Origin of the sequence: Silvimonas terrae, assembly GCF_014202765.1 — a bacterium.
In the GTDB taxonomy this organism is placed as follows: domain Bacteria; phylum Pseudomonadota; class Gammaproteobacteria; order Burkholderiales; family Chitinibacteraceae; genus Silvimonas; species Silvimonas terrae.
Genome location: NZ_JACHHN010000003.1, coordinates 151,876 through 177,639, shown reverse-complemented (window position 1 = coordinate 177,639; position 25,764 = coordinate 151,876). Strand labels below are relative to the sequence as shown.

Sequence of the window (25,764 nt, the reverse complement as noted above, 5' to 3'; positions counted from 1 at the left end):
GCTGCTAAAAGGGGACGGTTGGAGAGAAAACGTTCGCAGCGTAGCGCGGGTAGGTCTGGTGATACAAGCGAGGTGTCGTGCCAGGAAGACGCTGGCTATGCAGGAAGTGGGGGCAATGCCCACGAATAAACTCGCACGCAGACGATTTGGGTGTGGGTGTGGGTGTGGGTGTGGGTGTTGATGTGGGTGTTGCCGTTGGTGTTGCCGTTGGTGTTGAAGTTGCTTTTGACTTTCTCCCCCCGTTAAAGCCAGGCGCCGATGGAGTGGAGGGAGACTCAAGGCTCCCGACCGACTGAGGGCAGCCCAGAGGGCCGCCACCCCGCTGCAACTGCCATCCGGTACGCCAGTGTCTTTGTGGGGGTACCCACCAAGGGGCAGGCTGGAGTCGCCTTTCTTTGGTTACTTTCTTTGGGGCCGCCGAGGTGGCGAAGCAAAGAAAGTAACGTGCTCCGGCCACCGCCGGTATCAAAAACACCGCGCCGTCAGGCGCTAACACGCTAACACGCAAACACGCAAACACCGCAAACGGTGGATTGTCGCTACCGCTCCGAATCCACCCTACGTCCCCGCAACCAACCAAGACGTGCGGGGCCAGCTACCCCGGATTCCCGCTATCGCTCCATCCGGGCTACACAGTGGCGCCTGCCAACAGCAAAACTTCGATAAGACTCAGCCGCCGGCAAACAGGCCCTGCAAAAAACCTACCGTGCCGGCCCGGTCGAATCCCGCGCCACCAGTTGCGGGCGAGATGTCACCAGCATGGGCCGCGCGCCATCTGCGGGTTGGCCTTTGATCAGGCTCAGTAACAGATTCACCGCCATCTCCGCCGCTTCTGCCGTCGGCACGGCCACGGTAGACAGGCTAGGGCGGATCTGGTGGGCCAGGTTGATGTCGGTAATGCCGATCACGGACAGATCCGCTGGCACGCGCAAGCCCAGATCGGCCGCGCTTTGCAGCACGCCAATGGCGGGCAAGTCGTTGGAGACAAAAATGGCAGTGGTCTGCGGATTGGCGGTCAGCAACTGGTGTGCGGCTTCATGGCCGGCCTCGATGGTGTCGTGGCCAAACACGGTATGGTCGGCCAGATCATCAATCCCGGCGCGGGCCATGGCGTCGGCAAAGCCCCGGTAACGCCAGATATGGTTGCCGTTGCGTTCACTGCCGACCACGGCCGCGACGCGCCGATGGCCCAAGGCCAGCAGATGTTCTGCCGCAATTTCACCTGCGCGGTAAAAATCGACGGCAATGGAGGGCAGGGCGGGCGGTTGTTCCGGGCGTTCCCACATGCACAACACCACCGGCGTGCCGCGGCGCTCGGCGGCCAGCAGCACCTCTTGTTCTACAAAGTCTGCGTTCATGACCAGCACACCATGCGCCAAAGAGCCGCCCACCTGATCCAGATAGGCTTTTTCCAGCTCCGGGTCGTCGTTGGTATTACAGACGATCAAAAAGTAGCCCTGTTTGCGCGCGGCTTGTTCGGCGGCAAGGGTGAACTCGGGATAGAACGGGTTGGCGATGGAAGACACCACGAGCGCCAGCGTCAGCGGGCGGCCTTCAACCAGCGCGCGCGCGTGCAGGTTGGGCCGGTAACCCAGTTCTTCGGCCAGGGCCAGTACGCGCTTTTTGGTGTCTTCCCCCACCTTGCCACGGCCGCGCAGGACGTTGGAAACGGTGGCCGGTGTAACCCCGGCAAGCTGGGCAATCTGGGCGAGTGTGGCCATGCAATGTAGTCCGGGCGTAAACGGATGGATTAAACGATTAATTTCATCTGACCAGATTACAGATCAAGCGTCAATCAAGCCGGCTTAACCTGGCAAGGCTGGCAAAAATGCGCAGTTTGCGACAAATCTGATGGCTCTTTTGTAACAAATCGGGCTGCTAAACCGCATTCAACCGTGGTTGTACGGGTAAACCCTTATTGTCGATCAAGCGCTGACAAGAGAAATTCGTAGCAGGTAAAACGTTTAACTACAAATTAATCCCCCTGAAATGGCGCTCAAAGGCGCAATTTTCGGCGTACAAGGCCATTAGCGGACCCCACGGTATGCATTTTTCTGAAACAGAAGTCAAGCAACTACATGCGCAAGACATTGCGGCCAGTACAGACGTGCATGTCAGTGTGCCGCTGGCCAGCACCGCGCCGGAAACCGGTTTTCTGCTGCAAGACTGGCAAACCGGCCCGCGCGGCACCATCGGGATCAACAGCCGCTTTCTGACCCGTGATGGCCTGCCGTGGATGCCGATCATGGGCGAGTTCCATTACTCGCGTTTCCCGCAGAACGAATGGGCGTCGTCGCTGGCCAAGATGAAGGCCGGCGGTATCCAGATCGTCGCCAGCTATGTGTTCTGGAACCATCACGAAGACATCCAGGGCGAGTTTGACTGGCAAGGCAACAAGAGCCTGCGTGCCTTTGTGCAGGCGGTGGCCGATGCCGGCCTGTTGTTCTGCTTGCGTGTTGGCCCATGGGTGCACGGCGAAGCGCGTTATGGCGGTTTCCCGGACTGGCTGATGGACAGCGTGCCGGCCAGCGCCCGCCGCAGCAATGCACCGGCTTATATGAAGCACGTCAGCCGCCTGTATGCCGAGATCGGTGATCAGGTGCGTGGCCTGATGTGGAGCGACGGCGGCCCGATTGTCGCCGTACAACTGGAAAACGAATACGACCGCGTCGGCCCGGAATGCGGTGCTGAACACATTATTGAACTCAAGCGCCTGGCCATTGCATCTGGCCTGATGGTGCCGCTGTATACCGTCACCGGCTGGCCGACGCTGGATATCCCGGCGCAAGAAGTGGTGCCGGTATCGGGCGCGTATGCCGATGGTTTCTGGCAAGGCTCCACCGACCCGTTGCCGCCCTCTGGCGTATTTGTGTTTGATACCGAACGCACTATTGGCGAGATGGGCAATGTGGGCGGCACGCCCGCAGAAGGGCTGATTGATCCGCAGCATTACCCGTTCTTTCTGGCGGAAGCCGGCGGCGGCATGCATCAGTCTTACCATCGTCGCCCGGTAATCAGTACCGAAGACGTCTATGCCACCGCGCTGACGCAGATTGGCTCGGGTGCCAATCTCTACGGTTATTACATGTATCACGGCGGCACCAATCCAGTCGGCAGCCGGGGTTACCTGAACGAGACGGTCGATACCGGTTACCCCAACGATGTGCCGCAACTGGGCTATGACTTTCATGCCCCGCTGGGCCAGTACGGGCAGATCCGGCCGTCCTGGGGCAAGCTGGCGTTGCTGCATCACTTTGTGGCCGCTTATGGCCCGCAACTGGCGACCTTGCCGGCCGTGCTGCCGCAAGGTGCCTCGCGTGACGCGCATGATCGCAGCCTGCGGGTGTGTGTCCGGGCCGACGCCGAAGGTGGTTTTGTCTTTATCAATAACCACGTGCGTCACCACCCCCGCCCGACCTTTGAAAACACCCGCATTCACGTCCAGATCGGCGCGGATACCGTGGTTTTCCCGCCGGTGACCTTTGCCGATGGCATAGCCACCATCTGGCCGGTACAGCAACGCTTGGGGGCCGCGCGCCTGCGCTATGCCACGGTGCAACCGCTGACCCGCCTGCCGCAAGAAGCGGTGCCCTGCCACGTGTACGTGGTCATGGATGGCGTGCCGCCAGAACTGGCGTTTGAAGCCGCCAGTGTGCAGCGCATTGATGCGCCCGCCGCCTGGTTGCATCAGGACGGCAAGCTGCTGCGTGTCTTGCCGCAAGTGGGCGATGAGCCGGTCGATATGCTGGTGACAGATGCCCAGGGCCGCCCGCATCGCATCATCTTGTTGAATGAAACCCGGGGTCGTGGCTGTACGCCGACCCAGTTACGTGGCCGCACGCGCCTGGTGCTCAGTGAAGCCGGGAGCTGGACTGTGGGTGACACCGTGCATGTTGCTGCCGTGGCCGGGTCGATGACGTCGATTGACGTGTTCCCGGTGGATGGCATTTATGTGGCAGACCGTGGCTTTGCCCGCTTTAGTTGCCTGCAACCGGGCGAGTCCAGCCTGCCGGTGACCCCGCGCTTGCTGCGCCCCGCCACGCCACAACCACTGCGTTTTGGTCCGCATATCAGTTGGCGCCCAGGCCCGATGCCGCAAGCGCCGGATGACGCCATCTTTGCCCAACACGCCGCACACTGGACACTGACCTTGCCGCAGGCCGCAGAAGCTACCGCCGTTTGCCGCTGGTTGCTGCGCATCAACTACGCCGGTGATGCCGCGCGCTTGTACGCCAATGACGTGTTGATCGACGACCAGTTCTTTGATGGCACGGTCTGGGAGATTGCACTGGATCGCCAGGTGGCAGACGGCCAATGGCCGTCGCTCCGGCTGGAAGTTTTGCCCGTCCACAAAGACGCGCCCATGTTCCTGGAAGACGCAGCCCGCACGGTGCTTGCCCAGGCCGGTGCGCCAGCGGCCTTGATCTCGGCAGAGCTGGTGCCGGTGTACGACCTGACCTTTGACCTCGGCAGTGTTGCCGTTTGATTTGGAATGACGGACCAGACCGGGCTGGCACTGACGCCCCCGGTTTTGTTCAGCGCTCCCGAACCTGATTCAAGAAGGAGGCCATGTGGCCAGCGTTTCACTGCAGAACGTTTGCAAGGTTTTTGATAACAACCCGCCGACCATCAACGATGTCTCGCTGGAAATTGCCGATGGCGAATTCTGCGTGTTCGTCGGCCCGTCCGGCTGCGGTAAGTCCACGCTACTGCGCATGATTGCCGGTCTGGAAACCGTCACTTCTGGCGAATTGTTCATTGGCGGAAAGCGTGTGAATGATCTGGCTCCCTCGGAACGGGATGTCGCCATGGTGTTCCAGAACTACGCGCTGTACCCGCATCTGACCGTGGCGCAGAACATGGGCTTTGGCCTGCGCCTGGCGGGCGTCAGCCGGGATGAGATCAAACAGCGTGTCGGCGGCATTGCCAGCATGCTGCAGATTGAGCGCTTTCTGGACTCCCGCCCGCGTGTCTTGTCAGGCGGCCAGCGCCAGCGCGTCGCCATTGGCCGGGCACTGGTACGCGAGCCGGAAGTCTTTTTGTTTGATGAGCCGCTGTCCAACCTGGACGCCAGCCTGCGTACGCAAATGCGCGTGGAAATCGCCCGTTTGCATCGGCAATACGCCAAGGCCAGCGCTATCTATGTGACCCACGATCAGGTCGAAGCCATGACCCTGGCTGACAAGATTGTGTTGCTGCACAGCGGGGCAGAAGTGGCCAAATACGGCAGCGTGGCGCAGATTGGCTCGCCGCTGGATTTGTACGAGCATCCGCGCAACCGCTTTGTGGCCGGGTTTATTGGCTCGCCCAAAATGAACTTCATTGCCGGCCGCGTCACCGCCATCAACAACGGCGGCGTAGAAGTGACCACAACCGACGGCCATGTGCTGCGTGCGGCCGTGAACCCTGGTGCGCTGACGGTCGGGAGCGATGTGACCTTTGGTATCCGCCCGGAACATGTCGAACCGGGTCAGGCCGACGGCGCCAATGTGTTTGTACGTGAAGTGCAATGGGTAGAGCGTCTGGGCGAAAGCACATATGCCTATCTGCGCGGCGATACTGCCGTCCCGCTGATTGCGCGCCTGCCTGCCAGCAGCCGCGTCAGCACGGGCGAGCATCTGGCGGTTTACGCGCCAGCGCACTGTGCGCATCTGTTTGATGCGGATGGCATTGCGTTGCAAAGACTGGTCGGTTGAAGACCGGGGAACATGGTCTGGAACTGCCATTGACGGGTTCCATTCTGGCCAGGTTTTTGAAGACACGGGAGGGGCGATCCCCCCGCAGCGAATCCGGCGCTGGCCGGTTTCATTCCTGAAGTGATTGATGGTGAGAGGGCGAATATAAAATGGTATACAAGACTCTGACAAACCGGCTTGCACGCCTTGGCATGATCGTGGCCGCAAGCGCACTGGCCCTGCAGGCGCACGCCGCCGAACCGGGCAAACTGCTGATCTGGATCAACGGCGACAAAGGCTATGACGGCATCGCCAAAATTGCCCAGAAGTTCACCAAAGACACCGGCATTCAAGTGACGGTGGAACACCCGGAAGACGCTATTGCCAAGTTCGAGCAATCGTCCGCCGCCGGCAAAGGCCCGGATATCTGGATGTGGCCGCATGACCCGGCTGGCAACTGGATTGCCGGTGGTTTGATCTCCCCGATCCAGCCGACCAAAAAGACCATCGACAGCATTGACCCGCTGGCCTGGAAAGCCTGGACCATTGGCGGCAAGACCTGGGGCTATCCGATCTCTATCGAAGCCGTCGCCCTCTTGTACAACAAGGATCTGGTGCCAACCCCGCCCAAATCCTTTGATGAAGTGCTGACCCTGGACAAGAAACTGCAAGCCCAGAACAAGCACGCCATCATGTGGAACTTCACGGAAATCTATTACTCGTGGGCGCTCCTGGGCGCTGACGGCGGCTACGCGTTCAAGCGCAATCCGGATGGTTCGTATAACTCCAAGGATGTGGGCGTGAACAACAAGGGCGCGGTAGCAGGCGTGGAGATGATCCAGAAGCTGATCGCCGCTGGTGCCATGCCCAAGACCACGTCTTACGCCGAAGCGGAAGCAGCCATGAACGAAGGCCGCACCGCCATGATGATCAACGGCCCGTGGGCGTGGAACAACCTGAAGAAGAGCAAGATCAACTTCGGTGTCGCCCCGATCCCGGGTATCAACGGCAAGCCGGGCGCACCGTTTGTTGGCGTGCTGGGTGCCATGATCGCCACGGCCAGCCCGAACAAGGAAATCGCCACCGAATTCCTGGAGAACTACCTGTTGTCCCAGGAAGGCTTGAAGGACATGAACGCCGCAGTACCGCTGGGTGTTCCGGCCAACAAGCAGTTCTACAACGAACTGAAGGGTGACCCGCTGATCGCCGGCACCATGGCCGCCGCTCGCGCCGGTACCCCGATGCCGTCCGCACCGGAAATGCCGCGCTTCTGGACCGCCATGAAGGCCGCGCTGGAAAACGTCACGCAAGGTCGCCAGACCGCACCGGTGGCGCTGGACCAGGCTGCAAAACGGTTGAAGGGTGACGCGCAGTAAAGTGATTGACCATGACTCGTAGCCCGGATGGAGGCCGAAAGGCCGGGAATCCGGGGTAACAATGCAGGCCGGAGTTGTTCTTGCCAGTGACGTAACCCCGGATTCCCGCCTGCGGCTCCATCCGGGCTACGAAGCGGTTGTTGCCGTTGATGTTGTTTTTGACGTTCTCCCCTGTCGAGCGCGCGTAGGGTGGATTAGCGAAGCAATCCACCGTTGCAAAGGTGGATTGTCGCTTTGCTCCGAATCCACCCTACGGCCGCTGGATTCCCGCCTGCGCGGGAATGACGAGTCAGTAGGCCGGGATAAGCATTCATCTCCTTGCAAATAGTGCAGCTGGATTCCGGCGTTCGCCGGAATGACGAAGTGGTATGCAGGACGATCAGTTTTTACAGAAAGAACCTGCGCTGAAAAGCGCAAACAAGAACACCAAGTTGCCGCTTCGCGCACGCCCACCCGTTACTCGGGGTAACGGAAGGGTGTGCGCACCAGGCGGCATAAAACAGACCAGCGCATCTGGTCACGCAATACAAAAAACAGCGAACCAGCCACCTCACCGTGGCCCGTTCGTACCAGTACTTTTCCGGGGTATTTCATGAGACGTTCGCCTCTGCATTACGGGCTGGCGGTATTGGGTGTGATCAGCCTGCTGGCTGGTCTTGCGCTCGTGCCGTTGTTTTACCACGCACACCAACCGCTGTTCGCGCTGGGTACGGTTGCCGTGCTGGGGCTGGCCGTGTTCATTTACACCTCGCCTCGTTTCTACCCCTACCGCTACGTGGTGCCGGGTGTGCTGGCAGTGATCGTGTTTATCGTCTTCCCCATGGCCTATACGCTGGGGATCAGCTTTACCAATTACAGCTCGCAGCACTTGCTCTCCAAAGAGCGCGCTACCGACGTGCTGCTGCAAAAGCAGATTGCCGGTGACCAGAGCTTTGACATGAAGCTCTACACCGTGGGTGATCGCTATCAGTTGTTTTTCCAGAGCGATGATGACGACAGCAAGAAATTTGTTACCGCGCCGTTTGAACTGAAAGCCGGCAAGGACGAAAACCACGTTGCCTTGACCGCCGCCACTGCAGAGCCCAATGGTCAGCCGGTATTGCTCAAAGACCTGTTCAAGCTGCAAGCCGGCTTGAAAAACACCGTGGCCGTGTTGCCGACGGGTGAAGAACTGCGTCAGAGCACGCTGCGCCGCTTTGCGCAGAGCAAACCAGCCTACAAACAAGCCGCAGATGGCTCGCTGGTCGGGACGGATGGCAAATCCGTGCTCAAAGCCAATATGAAGACGGGTTTCTTTGAAGACGCCCAGGGCCAGCAGTTTGAACCTGGTTTCCGCAGCAATGTGGGTTGGGGCAATTACTGGCGCGTGTTCAATGATCCGGCATTCCACCAGCCGTTCTTGCGCATCTTTACCTGGACGGTTGGCTTTGCCACCTTCAACACGCTGTTCACCTTTGCCATCGGCATTGTGCTGGCCATTTTGCTGAACTGGGAAGCACTCAAGTTCCGTGGCGTGTACCGCATGATGCTGTTCTTGCCGTATGCGGTACCAGCGTTCATTTCCATCCCGGTGTTCAAGGGGTTGTTCAACGAAAACCTGGGCGAAATCAACCTGGCGCTGGGTTTGTTCGGGCTCCACCCCGGCTGGTTCTCCGAGCCCAATCTGGCGCGCGCCATGGTGCTGATCGTCAATACCTGGCTGGGTTACCCGTACATGATGATTCTGTGCATGGGCCTGATCAAAGCCATTCCGGAAGAACTGTACGAAGCCTCCGCCCTGGCTGGCGCCGGCCCGTTGATGAATTTTTTCCGTATTACGCTGCCGCTGATTCTGCGGCCAATCGCCCCGCTGTTGATTGCCTCTTTTGCGTTCAACTTCAACAACCTGACGCTGATTGCCCTGTTAACCAGCGGCGGCCCGGACTTCCTCGACACCCAAGTACCAGCCGGTGCAACCGACTTGCTGGTGTCGTACACCTACCGGATCGCCTTCCAGGATTCTGGTCAGAACTACGCGCTGGCATCCGCGATTTCTTCCATCGTGTTCTTGCTGGTGGCGACGCTGGCCGTGGTTAACCTGAAGTTGTTCAAGGTGAACAAGGGCTGAGGGGGTAGGGGCAGTTGAATTTGCTGTTGGGGTTGCTGTGGTTTTTGACTTTTTCCCCTCCGACAAAGCCGAGCATCACAGCCCTTCGCGGGGTTTCGGCATAAGGGTGTTTGAGGGCAGAGCCCGAGTTCCCTGGAGCCAGCCGCGAAGGGCGAGAAGCGCAGGGCACCCGTCAGGGCTTTGTCGCAGGGTCGCCTTTCTTTTGGTTACTTTCTTTGGGGCCGCCGAGGTGGCGAAGCAAAGAAAAGTAATGAGGTCCGGGCACCCCCGGTATGTAAAACAACCGCGCCGTCAGGCGCTAACAGCGGTTCAAGGTTTTGGCTTCGGCCAGCAACAGGCCACCTGCGGCGGCCGAACTGGATTCCGGCTCAAGGCCGGAATGACGAGTCAGTGGAAGAAAGTTGAGGCTTTGGTCTTGGCCAGCCGCAGCCCCCGGATTCCCGCCTACGGCTCCATCCGGGCTACGAATTGGTATTTGCAAATGGTATTGCTGGATTCTCGCCAAGGGGGCCGCCGAGGTCGGGAATGACGAGACGTAATTTTCCGGCCTGAACCGGAACACATAAACACCGCGCCGCAAGGCGCTAACCAGATACACACAAAGAGGCACACACACCATGCCTGTCGTACTGAAAAAAAACACCCGCTGGCGAGTACTGGCCGCGCATATCGGTTTGATTATCTTTATTGCGCTGACCGTCTTCCCGTTTCTGATGATCATCTCGATCTCCCTGCGGCCGGGCAACTTTGCCGGCGGCTCGCTGATCCCGCATTCCATCAGCTTTGAACACTGGAAACTGGCGCTCGGGATGTCCTATCTGGACGCCGACGGCAACCTCGTCAAACCGCCGTTCCCGGTGCTGCTGTGGATCTGGAACTCGGTGAAGGTGGCGTTGATCAGCGCCACCGTTTCGCTGGTGCTCTCGATCACCAGCGCTTATGCCTTTGCCCGCATGCGTTTTAAAGGTAAAGGCACGCTACTCAACAGCTTGTTGCTGCTGCAGATGTTCCCCTCTGTGCTGGCGCTGGTCGCCATTTATGCCTTGTTCGACCGCATTGGTTACTACATTCCCTGGCTGGGGATTGATAGCCACTGGAGTCTGGCGCTGGCCTACACCGGTGGGGTGGCGCAGCACATCTGGCTGATCAAGGGTTACTTTGATTCAGTACCGCATGAGCTGGAAGAAGCCGCGCGGGTAGACGGTGCCACGCCGTTCCAGGCCTTTGTCTACGTGCTGTTGCCCATGGCCTTGCCGATCCTGGTGGTGGTGTTTGTGCTGGCCTTCCTGGGCGGCATGATCGAATACCCGGTGGCCTCCGTGTTGCTGCATGACGAGCAAAAACTGACGCTGGCGATTGGCTCACGCTTGTTCCTGTTCAACCAGCGCTATCTGTGGGGTGATTTTGCGGCTACCGCCATCCTGGCCGGTATTCCGCTGACCGCGATCTTCATGATCACGCAACGCTGGCTGGTTTCCGGTCTGACCGCAGGTTCCGTCAAGGGCTAACCATCATGAACACCGTTTTTGGCATGCCGGCATTGCTGGCAGGGGTCGTGCTGTCCGCCAACCTGTTTGCGGCCGGCACGGTAGCGGTACAAACCGTGCCCAATCTGCCCAAAGATTTCATCATGGGCGCGGATGTCTCCACGCTGGATCAGGTGGAACAAGCTGGCGGCAAGTTCTACAACCTCGCTGGCCAGCAGCAAGACGCTATGGCGATCCTCAAAGCCAATGGTGTGAACTGGCTGCGTTTGCGGCTGTGGCACACGCCGGTGAACGCGGCGGATGTGATCGAAGACGGCAAGGTGATCGCCCACAAAGGGGACCCGGCCGGTGGCGGCAATAACGATCTGGCGACCACCGTGCGGCTGGCCCAACGCGCCAAAGCACAAGGTCTGAAATACCTGCTGGATATCCACTACAGCGATTTCTGGGCTGATCCGCTCACGCAAACCAAGCCGGCCGCGTGGCAAGACCTGCACGGCGCGGCGCTGGAAAAAGCCGTGTTCGACTACACCGCCAACGTCATGCACACGCTGGATGACGCTGGCGTTGCGCCGGATATGGTGCAGGTGGGCAACGAACTTAACGGCGGTTTCATGTGGCCGGATGGCAAGACCTGGAAAGCCAAACCGGATGAAGTGATCGGCGGCGATGCCGGCTTTGTGGCCTTGCTGCGCCAGGGTATTGCCGCCATCCGCGCGGACGATGCCCGCTATCCCGGCCGCCACACCCGCATTGCCATTCACCTTGCCAATGGCACCAGCAACGATCTGTACCGCCGCGTATTCGATCTGCTGACGCGCGAGAAAGTCGATTTCGACCTCATTGGTCTGTCTTACTACCCCTATCTGCACGGCGGCATTGCTGACCTGCGCGCCAATATGGACGACATGGCGTTCCGCTATGCCAAGCCTGTGGCGGTGCTGGAAACCAGCTACGCCGCGACGCTCAAGAACGGTGATGCCACGCCCAATATCTTCAACGCCGATTCACAAAAGGTGATTGGCTACAAAGCCACCCCGCAAGGTCAGGCCAGCCTGGTGCGGGACGTGATCGACGCCGTATCCCAAGTGCCGGCACAACGCGGTCTGGGCCTGTTTTACTGGGAACCGGCCTGGCTACCCAATGTGGGCTGGCGTACCGGGGATGGCAACGGCTGGGACAACCAGATCATGTTTGATTTTGCCGGCCACGCACTGCCTTCGCTGGCGGTATTCAAGCGCGTGCGGGAGAAATCGGACTACCAACCCAAGTTGCTCCAGCCCGGCCCGATTGAACTGACGGCGTTTGTGGGCGAGCCCTTTGTACCGCCAGAAACCCTGCGCCTGCCATTCAGTGACGATGCCGAACGCCCGGTTTTGATCGACTGGGCCAACGTCCCCGCCGGCAAAACCAGCGCACCAGGCGAGTTCACCTTGAAGGGTGAAATCACGGGCCAACCAGACGTGATGGCACATATCACCGTTGCTCCGCGCCGCAACCTCTTTGTGGATGCCAGCTTTGAAAACGGCGCGCTCGATGGCTGGACCATCACCGGCGACAAGAGCGCTGCCAGCAATGAGCGCAACCCCGGTAACGCCCACAGCGGTCAGCAATCCCTGCATTACTGGGCCTCTGGCGCGTTCAAGTTTGCAGCCAGCCACACTTTCACCGGCCTCAAACCCGGCGTGTATCACTTCAAGGCTTGGGCCGCCGGTGGGGGCGGGGAGAAGTCCCTGACGCTGTTTGCCCGCGACTGTGGTGGCGACGCGCAAAGCGTGGCCGTGCACAACGACGGCTGGCAGCAATGGCACGGCTATCAGATCAACAACATCAAGGTCAGCGGCGATAAGTGCACCGTGGGCGTGGCGGTGGATGCCAACGCCGGCAACTGGGGCAACGTCGACGACGTGGAATTTGCGGCCGACTGAATCTGCGGCCTTCTCAAGTAACGGTTTCAAATCAACGAGAACAAACATGATGCAACTCGGCGTTTGTTATTACCCCGAACACTGGCCGGAAAGCCAGTGGCAATCCGATGCCCGCCGCATGGTAGAACTGGGCATGACCCACGTGCGCATTGCGGAGTTTGCCTGGTCCCGCATGGAACCGCGTCAGGGCGAGTACGACTGGGCCTGGCTGGACCGCGCCATAGACGTGCTGGCTGCTGCCGGCTTGAAGATCGTGCTGGGTACCCCCACCGCCGCGCCGCCGTACTGGCTGTGCAAGGCCATGCCGCAAATCATGGCGGTCCGCGCGGACGGCAAGCCGTGGCGCTTTGGCTCTCGCCGCCACTATGACCTTTTCAGTGCCGATTACCGGCGCGAATGCGCGCGTATTACTACCGCCATGGTGGAGCGCTACGGCCAGCATCCGGCCGTAGTGGCCTGGCAGACCGACAACGAACTGGCCTGCCATGACACGGTGCCGAGCTATTCGGACGAAGCCAAAGTAGCCTTCCAGGGCTGGCTGGCGGCCAAATACGGCGACATCAACAAGCTGAACACCGCGTGGGGCAATGTGTTCTGGAGCATGGAATACCCCACATTCGAGGCCGTTGATTTCCCGGTACAAACACCGACTGATGCCAACCCGTCGCACCTGCTGGATTTTCGCCGCTTCTTGTCCGATGAAGTGATCGCCTTCCACCAGTTGCAGGCCGATATCCTGCGCCAGCACGCCCCGGGACGCGATGTGCTGCACAACTTCATGGGCCTGTTTGGCGCGTTTGACCACTACCAGTTTGCCAAAAACGGTATCGATGTCGCCGCGTGGGATAGTTACCCGCTGGCGCGCACCGAGACCCAGGCGCTACCGGAAGAAGAAAAAGCCCGCTGGGCCCGCACCGGCCACCCGGATATCTCGGCCTTCAGCCATGACCTGTATCGCGGCGTCGGCCGTGGCCGCTTCTGGATCATGGAACAACAAGCCGGCCCGGTGAACTGGGCACCGCACAACCCGGTTCCCGCGCCCGGCATGGTGCGCTTGTGGGCGTGGGAAGCGCTGGCGCACGGTGCGGAACTGGTGTCCTGGTTCCGCTGGCGCCAGGCCCCGTTTGCGCAAGAACAACTGCATTCGGGCCTGAACCTGCCCTCGGATGGTTTCTCGCCCAGTGGCGAGGAAAGCCTGCGGGTGGGCAAGGAACTGCGCCAGTTTCCGGCCACCGCCAGCAAGGCCAAAGCGCCAGTGGCGATGATGTTTGATTATGAGTCGCTCTGGTATTGCGATATCCAGCGCCATGGCGCGAGCTTTGATTACCAGTTACACCTGTTGGCCTGGTACAGCGCCCTGCGCCAGTTGGGGCTGGATATCGACATCCTGCCACGGGACGCAGACTTTACCGGCTACGCCCTGATCGTCGCCCCGACGCTGACCGTGGCCGATTTGCCGCTGGTGGAAAAAGTGAGCAAGTCTGATGCGCTATGGCTGTTTGGCCCACGCACCGGCTCACGCACGCGGGACTTCCACATCCCCGCCACTTTGCCGCCCGGCCCGTTGCAGGCCGTGATGCCCATTCAGGTGCTGGAAGTGGAATCCCTGCGCCCGAGCCTGCGTCCGCAAACCCGCATTGCCGGCCAGGCTGGCGCTGCCGAGCGCTGGCGTGAAAACGTGCGCCCGATGGGGGAGGTAGAAGTGCTGGCACGCTTTGAAGACAACTGGCCTGCGCTCTTGCGCAAGGGACATGTGCAATACGCGACAGCCTGGTTTGAACCTGCGCTGCTCAAACACTGGCTGGCGGAATGTGCGCTGGAAGCCGGGCTGGAGATTACCCATCTTGGCGCAGGCCAGCGGCTGTCACGGCGTGGCGATGTGACGTTTGCGTTTAACTATGATGCCCAGGTGTGGCTGGCGCCGGTACCGATGGATGCCGAGCTGTTGCTGGGTAAGGCCGAACTGGGGCAGGGGGAGTTGTGTGCCTGGCGGGAGTGAGGTTTGGGCTTTGTCTGTTATAAAAAAGCCGCGCTTTGAGCGCGGTTTTTTATTGTGGCTATGGCCATAAGAACAATGTGCTTGCCGCTGCAACTTCGTCATTCCGGTCTTGAACCGGAATCCAGCTTGTAGCCCGGATGAAGGCCGTCAGGCCGGGAATCCGGGGAGGCATCTGCGGGTATTTGTCGTAGGGTGGATTCGGAGCAAAGCGACAATCCACCATTACGGTGTGGGTTAGCGTCGTAGCCCGGATGGGGGCCGCAAGGCCGGGAATCCGGGGTGGGGACCTGGTTCATATTGTTGTGGGATGTTAGCGCCTTGCGGCGCGGATGTTTGGATACCGGCGGTGGCCGGAGCACGTCACTTTCTTTGCGTCGCCAAAGAAAGTAACCAAAGAAAGGCGCCCCCTGCGACAGCGCCCTTCGGGTTCCCTGCGCTTCTCGTGAGGGCCGGCTGGCTCCAGGGAACTCGCTACGCTCAAACACCCTTACGCCGAAACCCCGGCCCTCACTGCGATGCTCGGCGCTGCCGGAGGGGAGGCAAGTCAAAAGCAACGGCAACATCAAAAGCCAAAGCCAAAGCCAAAGCCAAAGCCCCCAACCCCGCAAACCGTCTGCTCTCAAGAACGGTTCACCAAGCCCACCACTTCGTCATTCCGGCCCTGAGCCGGAATCCAGTCCGCAGCCCAACGGGCTGCTTATGGTCGCTACCCCGCTGCAACTTCCATCTGGTAAGCAAGTGTCACTGTGGGGGTACGGGCACGCTCCCGATTCATCCACGGCTACAAACCGGTATCAGCGCCTGCGGCGCAAGTATTTAGAACTGGATTCCGGCTCAAGGCCGGAATGACGAGTCAGTGGGGTGCGTGTTGAATTGGCCGTTGCCGTTGCCGTTGCCGTTGCCGTTGCCGTTGCTGCTGCTGTTGAAGTTGAAGTTGAAGTTGAAGTTGGTGTTGTTTTTGACTTTCCTCCCCCGTTAAAGCCCAGCGCCGAAGGAGGCCGGGAGACCTTAGGCTCCCGACCGACTGAGGGCAGCCCGGAGGGCCGCCCGGCTGGGGTCGCCTTTCTTTGCCTACTTTCTTTGGCGAAGCAAAGAAAGTAGGGTGCTCCGGCCACCGCCGGTATCAAAACCCGCGCCAAAGGCGCTAACACAGGGTTTTGTTCTCAATCTTCACGCTGCAGGCAACCCCCCATCCTCCAGCATCCCCGCCACCAACCCCCAAAACGCCTCCACCAGCGCACTGCTTTCCCCCGGCGGCCGCATCAACCCGATCAACCAGCTTGCCGCTTCATCCTGCAACGGAATCACCCGCACTCCCGGATCGTCAATCGACGTCGAAGAGGGCACTACACCCCAAGCCACACCCGCCGCAGCCAGCGCGACGACCGAGACAAAATCCTGCACCGGCTGGATGTGGGCAATACGCAAACCTTTCCCCGCCAGGTAGTTCATCAAATGCGTATGAAACGCCGGGGCCCGATGGTGTTCGATGATGGACACGGGCTGACTCGCCAGTTCTGGCAGCGACAACGCCGGTGACCAACTCGCCGGGATCACGGCCATGAACCGCGCCGCCACTACGGGCAAGTGCGGCCAGCCTTCCGGCGCAGGCAAGCGGCAGAAGGCCAGGTCCAGCCGGCCTTCAATCAAAGCTTGCACCTGATGGTGGCTGGATAGATCGTTCAGCGTGATCTCTACGCCTGGCCGTTCAAGTCTGAACCGTGAGATGGCCGCGGGTACAAACAACTTGGTGCCCACGCCAAAACCAATGCGCAAGGTGCCGGCGCTGCCATTCAGTGACGCCCGCGCTTTGTGGCCGAGCGCGTCTGCCGCGTTGACAAGTTTACGTGCGTCCGCTTGCAAATCCCGCCCCAGCGGGGTGAGGCGGGTACCGGCGTTGCTGCGGCTGAACAGTGCGCCGCCCAGGTTGTCCTCCAGCCGGCGTATCTGCTTGGAGAGCGCTGATTGTGTGACATGCAGCCGCTCAGCGGCCTCGGTGAAGTGCAGCAAATCTGCCAGGGTGACAAAGGCGCGCAGGTCTCTGAGTTCCATGATTCCAGAGTGGAATGAAGTTGTGGAAAATATATCATTGGCCGGAATGATTGGGTCGCGCGCATGCTGTGCGGTATCCCGCATCCGGAGGTTCATCATGCATCACGCCAGACTCACCTCATTTCCACAGGGCTTTCTTTGGGGCGCCGCCTCCGCCGCGTACCAGGTCGAGGGCGCGCACGATGCCGACGGTAAAGGGCCGTCCGTGTGGGATGTGTTCACACATCTGCCGGGCAAGACGTTCCAGGGCAGCAACGGTGATGTGGCGGTCGATCACTATCACCGTATGAGCGACGACGTGGCGTTGATGAAAGAAATGGGGCTGACGGCGTATCGGTTCTCGGTGAGCTGGCCGCGTATTTTCCCCAGTGGACGTGGCGCAGTGAACGAGGCCGGCATGGCCTTTTATGAACGGCTGATTGATGCGCTCATTGCCGCTGGTATTGAACCCGTGCTCACGCTGTATCACTGGGATTTACCGCAAGCCCTGCAAGACGAATATGGCGGCTGGGAAGACCGCCGCATCATTGCCGACTTTGAACACTACTGCGTGGCCTTGTTCAAGCGCTTTGCCGGCAAGGTCAAATACTGGGTTTCGCTCAACGAACAGAACTACAACACCACCAACGCGTATCAATTGGGCACGCACCCGCCTGCCGTGCAGGATCGCAAGCGCTTCTTTGCCGCCAATCACCATGCGTTTCTGGCCAATGCCACGGTGATTGCCGCTTTCCGCCAGCATGTGCCCGGTGGTTTGATCGGTCCCAGCTTTGCTTATTCGCCCGCCTACCCGGCATCGCCTGCCCCGGCAGACATGCTGGCGTTTGAGAATGCGGAAGAATTCACCAACTGGTGGTGGCTGGATACCTATTGCTTTGGCCGCTACCCGCAAGCTGCGCTGGCCTGGTTGCAGAAAACCGGCGAAGCGCCGGAGATCCAGCCAGGTGATACCACCATCTTGCAAGCCGGCCTGCCGGACTTTGTCGGCGTGAATTACTACTACACCACCACCTTTACCGATAACCCGCGTGATGGCGCCACCATGCAGCGTATCAACACCACCGGGCAAAAGGGCACAACGCCATCCAGTGGCGTGCCGGGGTTGTATCGCACCACGCCCAACCCGCATCTGCCCACCAGCAACTGGGACTGGGCGATCGACCCCACCGGTTTACGCATTGCCCTGCGCCGCCTGGCCTCGCGCTATGACTTGCCACTGATGGTCACGGAAAACGGTCTGGGCGAGTTCGATAAACTGGAAGCGGGCGACCAGGTCCACGATGATTACCGTATCGACTACCTGCGCGCCCACCTGCAAGCATGCCAGGAGGCCATGAGCGATGGCGTGCAACTGCTGGGTTATTGTCCGTGGTCGTTCACGGATATTCTCAGCTGGCTCAATGGCTATCAAAAACGCTACGGCTTTGTGTATGTGAACCGGGACGAGACGGATGCCAAAGACTTGCGCCGTATTCGCAAAGACAGTTTTTACTGGTACCAGAAAGTGATCGCCAGCAATGGCCAGGCGATGTGACGGGTTGGGGTGACCCATACAAAAAAGCGCGACCGAAGTCGCGCTTTTTTTATGCTGCAGATTGGGCCTGCCCGTAGCCCGGATGAAGGCCCATCGGGCCGGGAATCCGGGGTGTGATGCGGGAAAAGAACGGGCCTGCATTGCCACCCCGGATTCCCGCTCCGCGCCATCCGGGCTACCAGATCGCCAGGGTGTTTTAGCCTGTAATCAGGATCTGCATGCCGGTGCTGGTATACACCGGCGTGGCCTTGAAACCGGCCACATTCACGCTGCTGAACGTACCTTGCAGCTTGCCGGCTGTGATCACGGTCAGTGTGCTGCCGACCGTCGGCGTAAAGCCGCTGGCAAACTTCACATTGAGCGTGCCACCTGCAAGGGTCACGGTGCCGCTGGCCTTCAACTGACCCTGGCCGTTGTTGCCCAGGTTGGCTTGCGTGGTGCCGCTCGCCAATTGGGTGTAGTTGACGGTGGTTACTGCGCTGCTGGCATTGAACACGGCCGTGCCGCCAGCCACGTACACATCCCCATTGCCAAAGCCGGTGGCCGAGTTTGCCTGCAGCGTGCCGCCATCAATCTCTGTCCCGCCGGTGTAGCTGTTGTTGCCGTTGAACACCAGCGTGCCGGTGCCAGACAGGCTGAACTTGCCCTTGCCGGCAATATCGTTCTGCCAGTAATCCAGCGCGTTGAAGCCGCCCTGGGTGGCGTCCATGGAGACACTCACATCGCCATTGAAAGCGCCGTAACCATCCGCTGCGGCAAACAGGTTCAGGCGACCCCAGCCTTCCTTGTCATCCATGATCGGGTAACCCGATGCCACGGCGGTGGTTTTGAGTACCACGCGACGCTGGTCGGCGCTCAGGTAGGGCAGGCGGGTTTCCAGCAGGATTTCTGCATCCTTGGGCACCTGGGCGGTTTTGGTGGTATCGGCAATCTGCGGGAAGCTGTACGTCAGGCGGCGCAGATAGTTGGCCTTGTTGGCCGCATGGTCAGCAAACCGGTCGGTGCTGGTGGTGCCGGAATGCGCAAACTGGTTGAATGCCGCCAGCGTGGTGGTGTTGGTGGCGGCCATGAGCGCGGTATGAGCTTGCGTCACCGCCGTCTGGCGTGTGGCGGTGGTGGCCGCCACGAGATTGGCGGCGACCAGTGCTTCAGACTGGATACGGCCGCCCATCACGTCCAGGGGGGAATGCATGCCGGCCAGAATGCGGTTTTCGCCCAGTTCCAGCGCGCGCGTTGCCAATTCCTGGAAGCGTTCCGGCACCAGATAGGCCATCGCCAACGCATCTCTCCCGGCTTCAGCGGCATGACCGCTGGGGAAACCGCCATCCACGTTGGGCGTGGTGCTTTCCGCCGGCACCAGCGCCGGGACCACCACCACACTGCTGCTCCAGCGCCAGGGACGGGCATATTTGTAGAAGCGTTTGGCCGGTTCGGTCGAGGCGTTGTTGCCCACGCTGCTGATCAGATCCACCGCCGCGCCAAAGGTGGTGTTACCGGCGGACGAACCCACGCCGATATTGTTACCGGTATCGTTGTACAGCACGGTGGTGGCATCAGAGGCCACGCTGGTGATGGTGGTCGTTTGCTGGGTAGCGGTGCGCCAGGCGCTGGTCAATGGGCCCATGCCATCGGTCACGCTGTAACCCTTCTGGCGGCGGTCATCCAGATACGCGGCGGTGGCCTGGTCGGCTGTCCGGTTGTTGGTGGCGCCAATCACATACTGGATGTTGGCGTTCAGGATGGTGGCGTTGACGATGGCGCCATCAGTCGAATCCCCTGGAATCCCGGTCCAGTTAGAGGCCACGACCGCCGGGAAGCTGCCATTGGCCGCCGCCGTCACCCCGGCATCGACAATCAGGGTGCTGGGGGTCCACAACGCCAGGTAGCCATCCAGTACGCGCACGCCAGCGTTGGTGGCATCTGTGGCGTAACGGGCATCGCCGCGCTGGTTGGTGTAGGCGTAGTCCACAAACGGCAGGATGCTGGCTTCGTCCTGGACCGGTGCCGTATCGACCGCACCCAGCCCTGCGGGTGCGGCCGGTACGGTGAGGGCGGTGGGGCTGGATGTGGTGGTGGAATCGCTACTACCACCGCCGCAGGCCGCCAGGGCCAGGGTAATGGCGAGGGCGACCGGCAAAAGGGCTGCGGGCGGTGCGTATCGGTTGTTGTTCATGTTGTATACCAGACGTTGTGAGAGGAGGGGCCTCGCCTTGGACGAGTGCCGGGAAAAACGTCTGATATATTAGAAAGGATGTGTGATGTCCTGGTGACAGCCAGTTGAACATCAAATTGCAGAAATATGGCGCTGTGTCACATTGTGCAAATCCGCATCCAGACTAGATGCAAACCGGTTTGGATTATGCGTTGCAAAGTGATGAAAAATGCATGGATAAAGCGGGGGCGGACCATGGAAAAAGAGGCTGTCTGAAAGAGCTGGCCAGCGGAGCAGGCTCTGGTGTTTAACCTGCTTTCCAGACAAAACGGGCCGCAATTGCGGCCCGTTGTCCATTTCCCAAAACAATCTGCTTACTGAATCAGCTTACTGCGCCGGGTTGGTCAGGCTACCGTACAACGTGCCGCCCACCAGCTTGCCGGTCAGTACCTTGATTTTAGAACTCGACCACGTCGTCTGGCCGGGGTTGTTGATATCGGTCTGGTCGACTTCATCCGACGTTGAGTACACGATGCCCAACTGAGGTACGTGGTGCTCTACGTCTGTTTCGGTGACGTTGTAGCTCACGCCGGTTTGCGTCTGGGTCACGGAGCTCGATACCTTGCAGGTGGCGAACGTACCCAGCGGGGTGGTGACGGTGGCGCGACCGTTGTAGGTGTACGCACTGATCTGCAGGGTAGTTTTGAACGCGCCAGAGGGCTGCAGCCAGCTGTTCTGTTCGTATCTGAATACGGCCCCCGATACGGTTTCATTCTTGCGCATCCCATTGAGCCACACGACAGGCAACGCGTTGTTCGCATCGTAGAAAACACGCTGGAAATACGTACCGTCGACTTGCGCAGCAGGGTTATTGGTTGGGTCGCCCTCCTGTCCCCAGCCAGCGGGCGTACCAGACGCCGTCTGCAATGTATGGCCATTTAGCGCCCAGGTCACGCCATTATTGGCCCCGGCGGGACGGCTGGCGGGTAGCGCACCGTTGCCAGTCCAGCTGCCATTCACAAAGTAACGATCGGCAACCTGGCTGCCCCAGCTCAAAATCGTGGGTTGCCCATCTACGGCAGCAAAGTAATTGTAGTAGCTTGGCGTGTCCTGAATGACCTGGCTGGAGTTACGCCAGGACCAGTCCGTCGCAACGCCGTTGCTGTAGTTGCCGACCAGATCCTTATCAAAGCGGTAGAGAGTTTGTGCGCTATGTGCAGTATCACTACTACCAGTCAGGCTTGCGGGCAATGTAGTGCTCTTCAGACAGCTTTCCAGCGTGCTGTCGTCCGGGAGCAGCGACTGACCGTAGTTGGTGTGGCCAACCACAGCACCGACCAGATCACGATTGTTGGTCATGGTGAATGTCACGCCACCACTGGCATTGGTGTCGCTCTCGCTGTACTCACGGCGGACTGCACCCAGCGTCGGGGCGGCGTAAATGACAGTCTGATAACTCACTTTGGCCGAGTTATCCGCCTTGGTGATGGTGCCTTTGGCGGTATAGCTACACACATTCAGCGATCCCAGCGGTGTGCTGATGGCTTGCTTGCCACTAAAGGTCACCGTGTAGTTGTCTTGCCAGGCAACTTTGCTTTTGTCACCCAGTTGGAAGCGGATACGGCTATAGGTGTTGCCTGACCCTGTCAGCACATCAAGCGCTAGCTCTGCTTTTTGGCTGGCAGCATAGTAGAAACCGGAAACGTGATCGCTACCCAACTGGAGATAGGCCGGGTTTTCCGGGCTGCCATGCTCCTGATATCCCAGATAAGCACCACCCACCGGCGCGTAGTAGTCGTTCAGATTGAGGAACCATGCGGTGGCATCGCCATTGCTACTGCGGACAACCAGGCGGGTCGGTTGGGTCTGCACGGAAACCGGACCATTGCTGTCCTGGAACGAAGCACTGCTTTGACGGGGTTGCATCTCCCATACTGCCGCGTTGGTCGTGCCTTCGGTATCCGCACCGCGGCTGGCGCTCCAGGTCTGGTTCCCCGACACGTCAAATGAGGCTTGCTTATAGCTAGTGGCTATCCAGCGCGCGTTGATGTCCGGCAGGGCGGTCAGCGGGCTTTGGGTTACGCTGGCAGGCAGCGGGCTGTTCAGCGCCAGGTCGGTCATGCAGCCGCCGTAGCTGGAAGTATTAACGCTCGCGGAGGCAGGTGTGCCGCCAGAAGGCGGGGTGCCCCCGTTACTTTGTGTTGTCGCTTGCGCCAGTTGGGCAATAAATGCATTCAGGCTCGGCAGGGTCGCGCTGGTGTTTTCCAGCACTTGATCGGCTGCGTTGCCCACCACAATGGGGGTGCTGAAATAGTCGCCAATATTGGTCGGATCAACCCCGGCGGCAGTCAGCGCGGCTTGTACCTGCTGGCGAGCGCTGGCAATGGTGGTGGCGTTGATCAACGCTGTTGCCTTGCTGCTGGAACCCGCCAGTGCAAAGAAATCAGCGGGCATCTGGCCAGACAGTGCGGCCACGATCATGCTGGTCAGTGGGGTGACGTTGGTAGTGCCACCAGTGGCAGAGACCGAATACAGATCGCTACCTGGCTGGCCATTGCTGGCCTTGATGATCAACGGGGAAACCAGGCCGGCCAGCACACTGGGCGACAGCGTGTAGTTGCCATTGGCATCCGATGTCGTGGTGACGATCTTGCCATTGCTGTCTTTGACTGTGACGGTGGCGCCAGCCATGACCTGGCCGGTGGCGACCGTGCCGGTCATGGCTGTAGTTTGGGTGCCAGTGCCTGTGGCGTCTGAACTACCACCTCCGCCGCCGCAAGCGGCCAGCAGCGCAGTGGCCACAAGGCAAGACAATAGAGTGGGGAGCGCCCGGCCAATGGCGGGGCGAGTGCGGTTCGTTTTCATGACTCATCTTCCTGGTTCTGAGGATTTATGTATGCGCACGTATCACGTCAGCCCGATCTATGGCAGGTCTGGTTGCGAGGCGCAGTTGCGGTGATTTTGAGAACCTGTTACCCGCCGGGTTCGCCATGCTTTGTATCTACCATGTACGAATGCCGGCCAGAGGCGACACTTTGTCACGTGCAGTAAGCAGGTCAAGTTTCAGATATGCGCCACATGTCATCCGTAGCATGGTTGCAACAAAAGGCGCCGTGGCGACGTTCTGAGGCCCTTTATGCCGGGTTTGCCGTTGCGGCGAACCGGTGACTCAATCCGTATTGATATGCAGCCGTAAATGCAGGCTGCGGTAGGCGCGGGGAGAGGTGCCTGTGGCGCGCTTGAACACGCGGCGGAAATAACCTGGATCATCAAACCCGCATTGCAGGGCGATATCGTCGATGCTCAGTTTGCCGTCGGTGAGCAGATTGGTGGCGTGACGCACGCGGCGGGTGTGGATCGCCTCGGTCAGCGTGCATTGGTAATGCTTGCGAAAGACGCGCCCCAGATAGTCCGGGTTGCATTCCAGTTGCGCCGCCAGGCTCGATGCGGTGATGGGCAGATGAAAACTGGTGCGGATCAATGCCTCGGCCCGCCCGGCCAGCACGGCGGACTCGCTGTCGAGCACGCCACCCACCGCGCGTGATGAGGTGACTTCCCACAGCATCTGCATTGCCATCAGGTTCATGGGGACGGCACGTTCGCCCAGCAAGGCTTGCTCGTTGAGCAAACGGCGGAACAAACCGGTCATATGTTCCGGCCGGCTGACATAGGCGTGCTGCGGCACCTGCAGCAGCGTGGCGTCGCCCTGGCGGGGGGCAGCAGGTACGGCAAAGTGCACCCAGAAAAACTGCAGATCAGGCGGGAAGGGCGCGCAGCCGCCATGTTCGCGCCCTGGCCATAACAACAGCGTCTCTTCCTCTCCCACCTCAAAACGGCGGCCGGACTCCTCAATGGCAAGGATGCCGCGCTTCACATAAATCAGCTCGAATGAGTCGATCACCCGGCGCGGATGCGTGCCCACCCCACGGGAAATAAACAGCCCGCCGTTGGAAACATGCACTGGCATATGGACATTCAGGCTAAGTTGCGTATCCATGATCGAAAAGTCGGAATTGTCCTGTTGCACAAGGTTTTCGTCATCTTGTCGGCCATTACGGCGGGCGTCAACATGCTGACACGTCATCGCCCCCTTTCGGGGCAGTCGGAATGGCAACAGACCATCCGCAAGGACGTCCTGGTCGATAACATGGAGGAGACAGAAAATGAAAATTTCTGCTTTTGTAAAACGACTCGCAGGTGTAGTGGGCGCTTCTGCCCTGGTGGTCAGCAGCAGTGCGCATGCAGAGGAAATCAGCTTCTGGGTGCGGGCCGCAGATCAGGCTTTTGTCGAACCCATGGTCAAGGCATGGAATGACAAACACGCTACCAAAGTGGCGTTGACCGTGATTCCCAGTGACGATTTTGTCACCAAGTTCGGCACTGCCGTGGCCGGTGGTGCCGCGCCGGATGTGGTCGCCATTGACCTGATTTTTGTGCCGGCCTTTGCGCAGGCCGGCCAGTTGAGTGATCTCTCGGCTGAAGTCAAAGCGTTGCCGTACGCCAAAGAACTCTCGCCTTCCCACATGCGGCTGGGCGCTTATAACGGCAAGCAGTATTCGGTGCCGTTCAGTGCGGAAAGCTCCATCCTTTTGTACAACAAGCAGTTGTTCAAACGCGCGGGCCTGAACCCGGATGCGCCGCCCAAAACCATGGCGGAAATCCAGGCCGCGGCCAAAAAGATCACCGCGCTGGGTGGCGGGGTGAAGGGGTTTTATTTCTCTGGCGCGTGTGGCGGCTGCAATATCTTCACGCTGACGCCGTACGTGTGGGCCTCTGGCGGGGACGTGCTCTCGGCAGACGGCAAGAAAGAAACGCTGGATAACCCGGCGCTGCGCAATACGTTGACCATGTACCGGCAGATGTGGACCGACGGCTTGATCCCGGGCGGGGCCAAAACGGACAACGGTAGCAACTTCATCAACCCGTTCTTCACCGGCAAGATCGGCATGATGGGGTCCGGTGCGTTTTCGATCGGGTTGTTGAAAAAGGAACACCCGGAAATCGACTTTGGCGTGACGCCGCTGCCAGGGGCCAAGGGTGGTTCGGCCAGCTTTGCCGGGGGCGATTCCATTGCCATTCCGGCCACCTCAAAGAACAAGAAAGCGGCGTGGGAGTTCATCACCTGGTGTCTGTCGTCTGACGTGCAGATTGATCAGTTTGCCAAGGGTGGCAGCATTCCGGTGCGGGCCGACTTTGCCAACAACACGTATGCCAAACAGGATGCGCGGGTCGGGATTGTCTCGGCGGCCATGCAATCGGGCAGAACGCCGTATTCGCCGTATTTCAACCAGTTGTTCAACGATCCGAATGGTCCGTGGCTGGCCATGATTCAGGAAGCCGTGTTTGGCAAGGGCGTCGACCCGGCCATCAAAGACGCGCAGGGCCGCTTCAAGCAGATTCTGGGTAACTGACCCCGTTGAAACCGTGTGTCTGGCGGCAGGCTGCCGCCAGCGC

General features: G+C 59.9%; 14 protein-coding genes. 9 read left to right on the top strand and 5 right to left on the bottom strand.

Annotation, left to right across the window (positions count from 1 at the left end; translation table 11 throughout):
- Positions 1–701: 701 nt before the first annotated feature.
- A complete protein-coding gene (locus HNQ50_RS08015; protein ID WP_184099395.1) occupies positions 702–1,721 on the bottom strand; it encodes a LacI family DNA-binding transcriptional regulator in 1,020 nt (339 codons plus the stop codon).
- A gap of 323 nt (positions 1,722–2,044) precedes the next feature.
- Here HNQ50_RS08015 and HNQ50_RS08010 point away from each other — a divergent pair, with 323 nt between their 5' ends.
- From HNQ50_RS08010 to HNQ50_RS07980, 7 genes are all read left to right on the top strand, one after another.
- A complete protein-coding gene (locus HNQ50_RS08010) occupies positions 2,045–4,486 on the top strand; it encodes a beta-galactosidase (RefSeq protein WP_184099393.1) in 2,442 nt (813 codons plus the stop codon).
- Between the two features lie 85 nt (positions 4,487–4,571).
- Complete coding sequence (locus HNQ50_RS08005) at positions 4,572–5,696, top strand: ABC transporter ATP-binding protein (RefSeq protein WP_184099391.1); 1,125 nt, start codon at positions 4,572–4,574, stop codon at positions 5,694–5,696.
- A gap of 191 nt (positions 5,697–5,887) precedes the next feature.
- The gene (gene malE, locus HNQ50_RS08000; protein WP_246428638.1) at positions 5,888–7,051 is read left to right on the top strand and encodes a maltose/maltodextrin ABC transporter substrate-binding protein MalE; all 1,164 of its coding nucleotides are present in this window, start codon (positions 5,888–5,890) and stop codon (positions 7,049–7,051) included.
- 592 nt (positions 7,052–7,643) lie between these two features.
- Complete coding sequence (malF, locus tag HNQ50_RS07995; RefSeq protein WP_184099387.1) at positions 7,644–9,158, top strand: maltose ABC transporter permease MalF; 1,515 nt, start codon at positions 7,644–7,646, stop codon at positions 9,156–9,158.
- Between the two features lie 617 nt (positions 9,159–9,775).
- A complete protein-coding gene (gene malG / locus HNQ50_RS07990; protein ID WP_184099385.1) occupies positions 9,776–10,666 on the top strand; it encodes a maltose ABC transporter permease MalG in 891 nt (296 codons plus the stop codon).
- 5 nt (positions 10,667–10,671) lie between these two features.
- Positions 10,672–12,573, top strand: coding sequence for a glycosyl hydrolase 53 family protein (locus HNQ50_RS07985; RefSeq protein ID WP_184099383.1), 1,902 nt, complete (start codon positions 10,672–10,674; stop codon positions 12,571–12,573).
- A 46-nt stretch (positions 12,574–12,619) separates the two neighbouring features.
- Positions 12,620–14,572, top strand: a complete 1,953-nt coding sequence (locus HNQ50_RS07980; protein ID WP_221303077.1) for a beta-galactosidase — start codon at positions 12,620–12,622, stop codon at positions 14,570–14,572.
- 1,170 nt (positions 14,573–15,742) lie between these two features.
- Here HNQ50_RS07980 and HNQ50_RS07975 read toward each other — a convergent pair.
- Positions 15,743–16,624, bottom strand: coding sequence for a LysR family transcriptional regulator (locus HNQ50_RS07975; RefSeq protein ID WP_184099381.1), 882 nt, complete (start codon positions 16,622–16,624; stop codon positions 15,743–15,745).
- Between the two features lie 97 nt (positions 16,625–16,721).
- Between HNQ50_RS07975 and HNQ50_RS07970 the strand changes: the two genes are divergently transcribed.
- The gene (locus HNQ50_RS07970) at positions 16,722–18,158 is read left to right on the top strand and encodes a glycoside hydrolase family 1 protein (RefSeq protein ID WP_184099379.1); all 1,437 of its coding nucleotides are present in this window, start codon (positions 16,722–16,724) and stop codon (positions 18,156–18,158) included.
- A 196-nt stretch (positions 18,159–18,354) separates the two neighbouring features.
- On the opposite strand, the gene HNQ50_RS07965 is transcribed toward HNQ50_RS07970, so the two are convergent.
- From HNQ50_RS07965 to HNQ50_RS07955, 3 genes are all read right to left on the bottom strand, one after another.
- Positions 18,355–20,331, bottom strand: coding sequence for a phosphatase PAP2 family protein (locus HNQ50_RS07965; RefSeq protein WP_184099377.1), 1,977 nt, complete (start codon positions 20,329–20,331; stop codon positions 18,355–18,357).
- 366 nt (positions 20,332–20,697) lie between these two features.
- A complete protein-coding gene (locus HNQ50_RS07960; RefSeq protein ID WP_184099375.1) occupies positions 20,698–23,175 on the bottom strand; it encodes a carboxypeptidase-like regulatory domain-containing protein in 2,478 nt (825 codons plus the stop codon).
- 304 nt (positions 23,176–23,479) lie between these two features.
- Positions 23,480–24,307: a helix-turn-helix transcriptional regulator gene (locus HNQ50_RS07955; protein ID WP_221303076.1), complete on the bottom strand. Its 828-nt coding sequence runs from the start codon at positions 24,305–24,307 to the stop codon at positions 23,480–23,482.
- A 166-nt stretch (positions 24,308–24,473) separates the two neighbouring features.
- Here HNQ50_RS07955 and HNQ50_RS07950 point away from each other — a divergent pair, with 166 nt between their 5' ends.
- Positions 24,474–25,721 carry an ABC transporter substrate-binding protein gene (locus HNQ50_RS07950; RefSeq protein WP_184099373.1) on the top strand — a complete coding sequence of 416 codons (1,248 nt, stop codon included), beginning with the start codon at positions 24,474–24,476 and terminating at the stop codon, positions 25,719–25,721.
- Positions 25,722–25,764: the final 43 nt, after the last annotated feature.

Bases quoted from the DNA above. Each gene is read 5' to 3' on its own strand.
- HNQ50_RS08015 (WP_184099395.1), bottom strand. From the start codon at position 1,721: ATGGCCACACTCGCCCAGATTGCCCAGCTTGCCGGGGTTACACCGGCC.
- HNQ50_RS08010 (WP_184099393.1), top strand. From the start codon at position 2,045: ATGCATTTTTCTGAAACAGAAGTCAAGCAACTACATGCGCAAGACATT.
- malE (WP_246428638.1), top strand. From the start codon at position 5,888: ATGATCGTGGCCGCAAGCGCACTGGCCCTGCAGGCGCACGCCGCCGAA.
- malF (WP_184099387.1), top strand. From the start codon at position 7,644: ATGAGACGTTCGCCTCTGCATTACGGGCTGGCGGTATTGGGTGTGATC.
- malG (WP_184099385.1), top strand. From the start codon at position 9,776: ATGCCTGTCGTACTGAAAAAAAACACCCGCTGGCGAGTACTGGCCGCG.
- HNQ50_RS07985 (WP_184099383.1), top strand. From the start codon at position 10,672: ATGAACACCGTTTTTGGCATGCCGGCATTGCTGGCAGGGGTCGTGCTG.
- HNQ50_RS07980 (WP_221303077.1), top strand. From the start codon at position 12,620: ATGATGCAACTCGGCGTTTGTTATTACCCCGAACACTGGCCGGAAAGC.
- HNQ50_RS07975 (WP_184099381.1), bottom strand. From the start codon at position 16,624: ATGGAACTCAGAGACCTGCGCGCCTTTGTCACCCTGGCAGATTTGCTG.
- HNQ50_RS07970 (WP_184099379.1), top strand. From the start codon at position 16,722: ATGCATCACGCCAGACTCACCTCATTTCCACAGGGCTTTCTTTGGGGC.
- HNQ50_RS07965 (WP_184099377.1), bottom strand. From the start codon at position 20,331: ATGAACAACAACCGATACGCACCGCCCGCAGCCCTTTTGCCGGTCGCC.
- HNQ50_RS07960 (WP_184099375.1), bottom strand. From the start codon at position 23,175: ATGAAAACGAACCGCACTCGCCCCGCCATTGGCCGGGCGCTCCCCACT.
- HNQ50_RS07955 (WP_221303076.1), bottom strand. From the start codon at position 24,307: ATGGATACGCAACTTAGCCTGAATGTCCATATGCCAGTGCATGTTTCC.
- HNQ50_RS07950 (WP_184099373.1), top strand. From the start codon at position 24,474: ATGAAAATTTCTGCTTTTGTAAAACGACTCGCAGGTGTAGTGGGCGCT.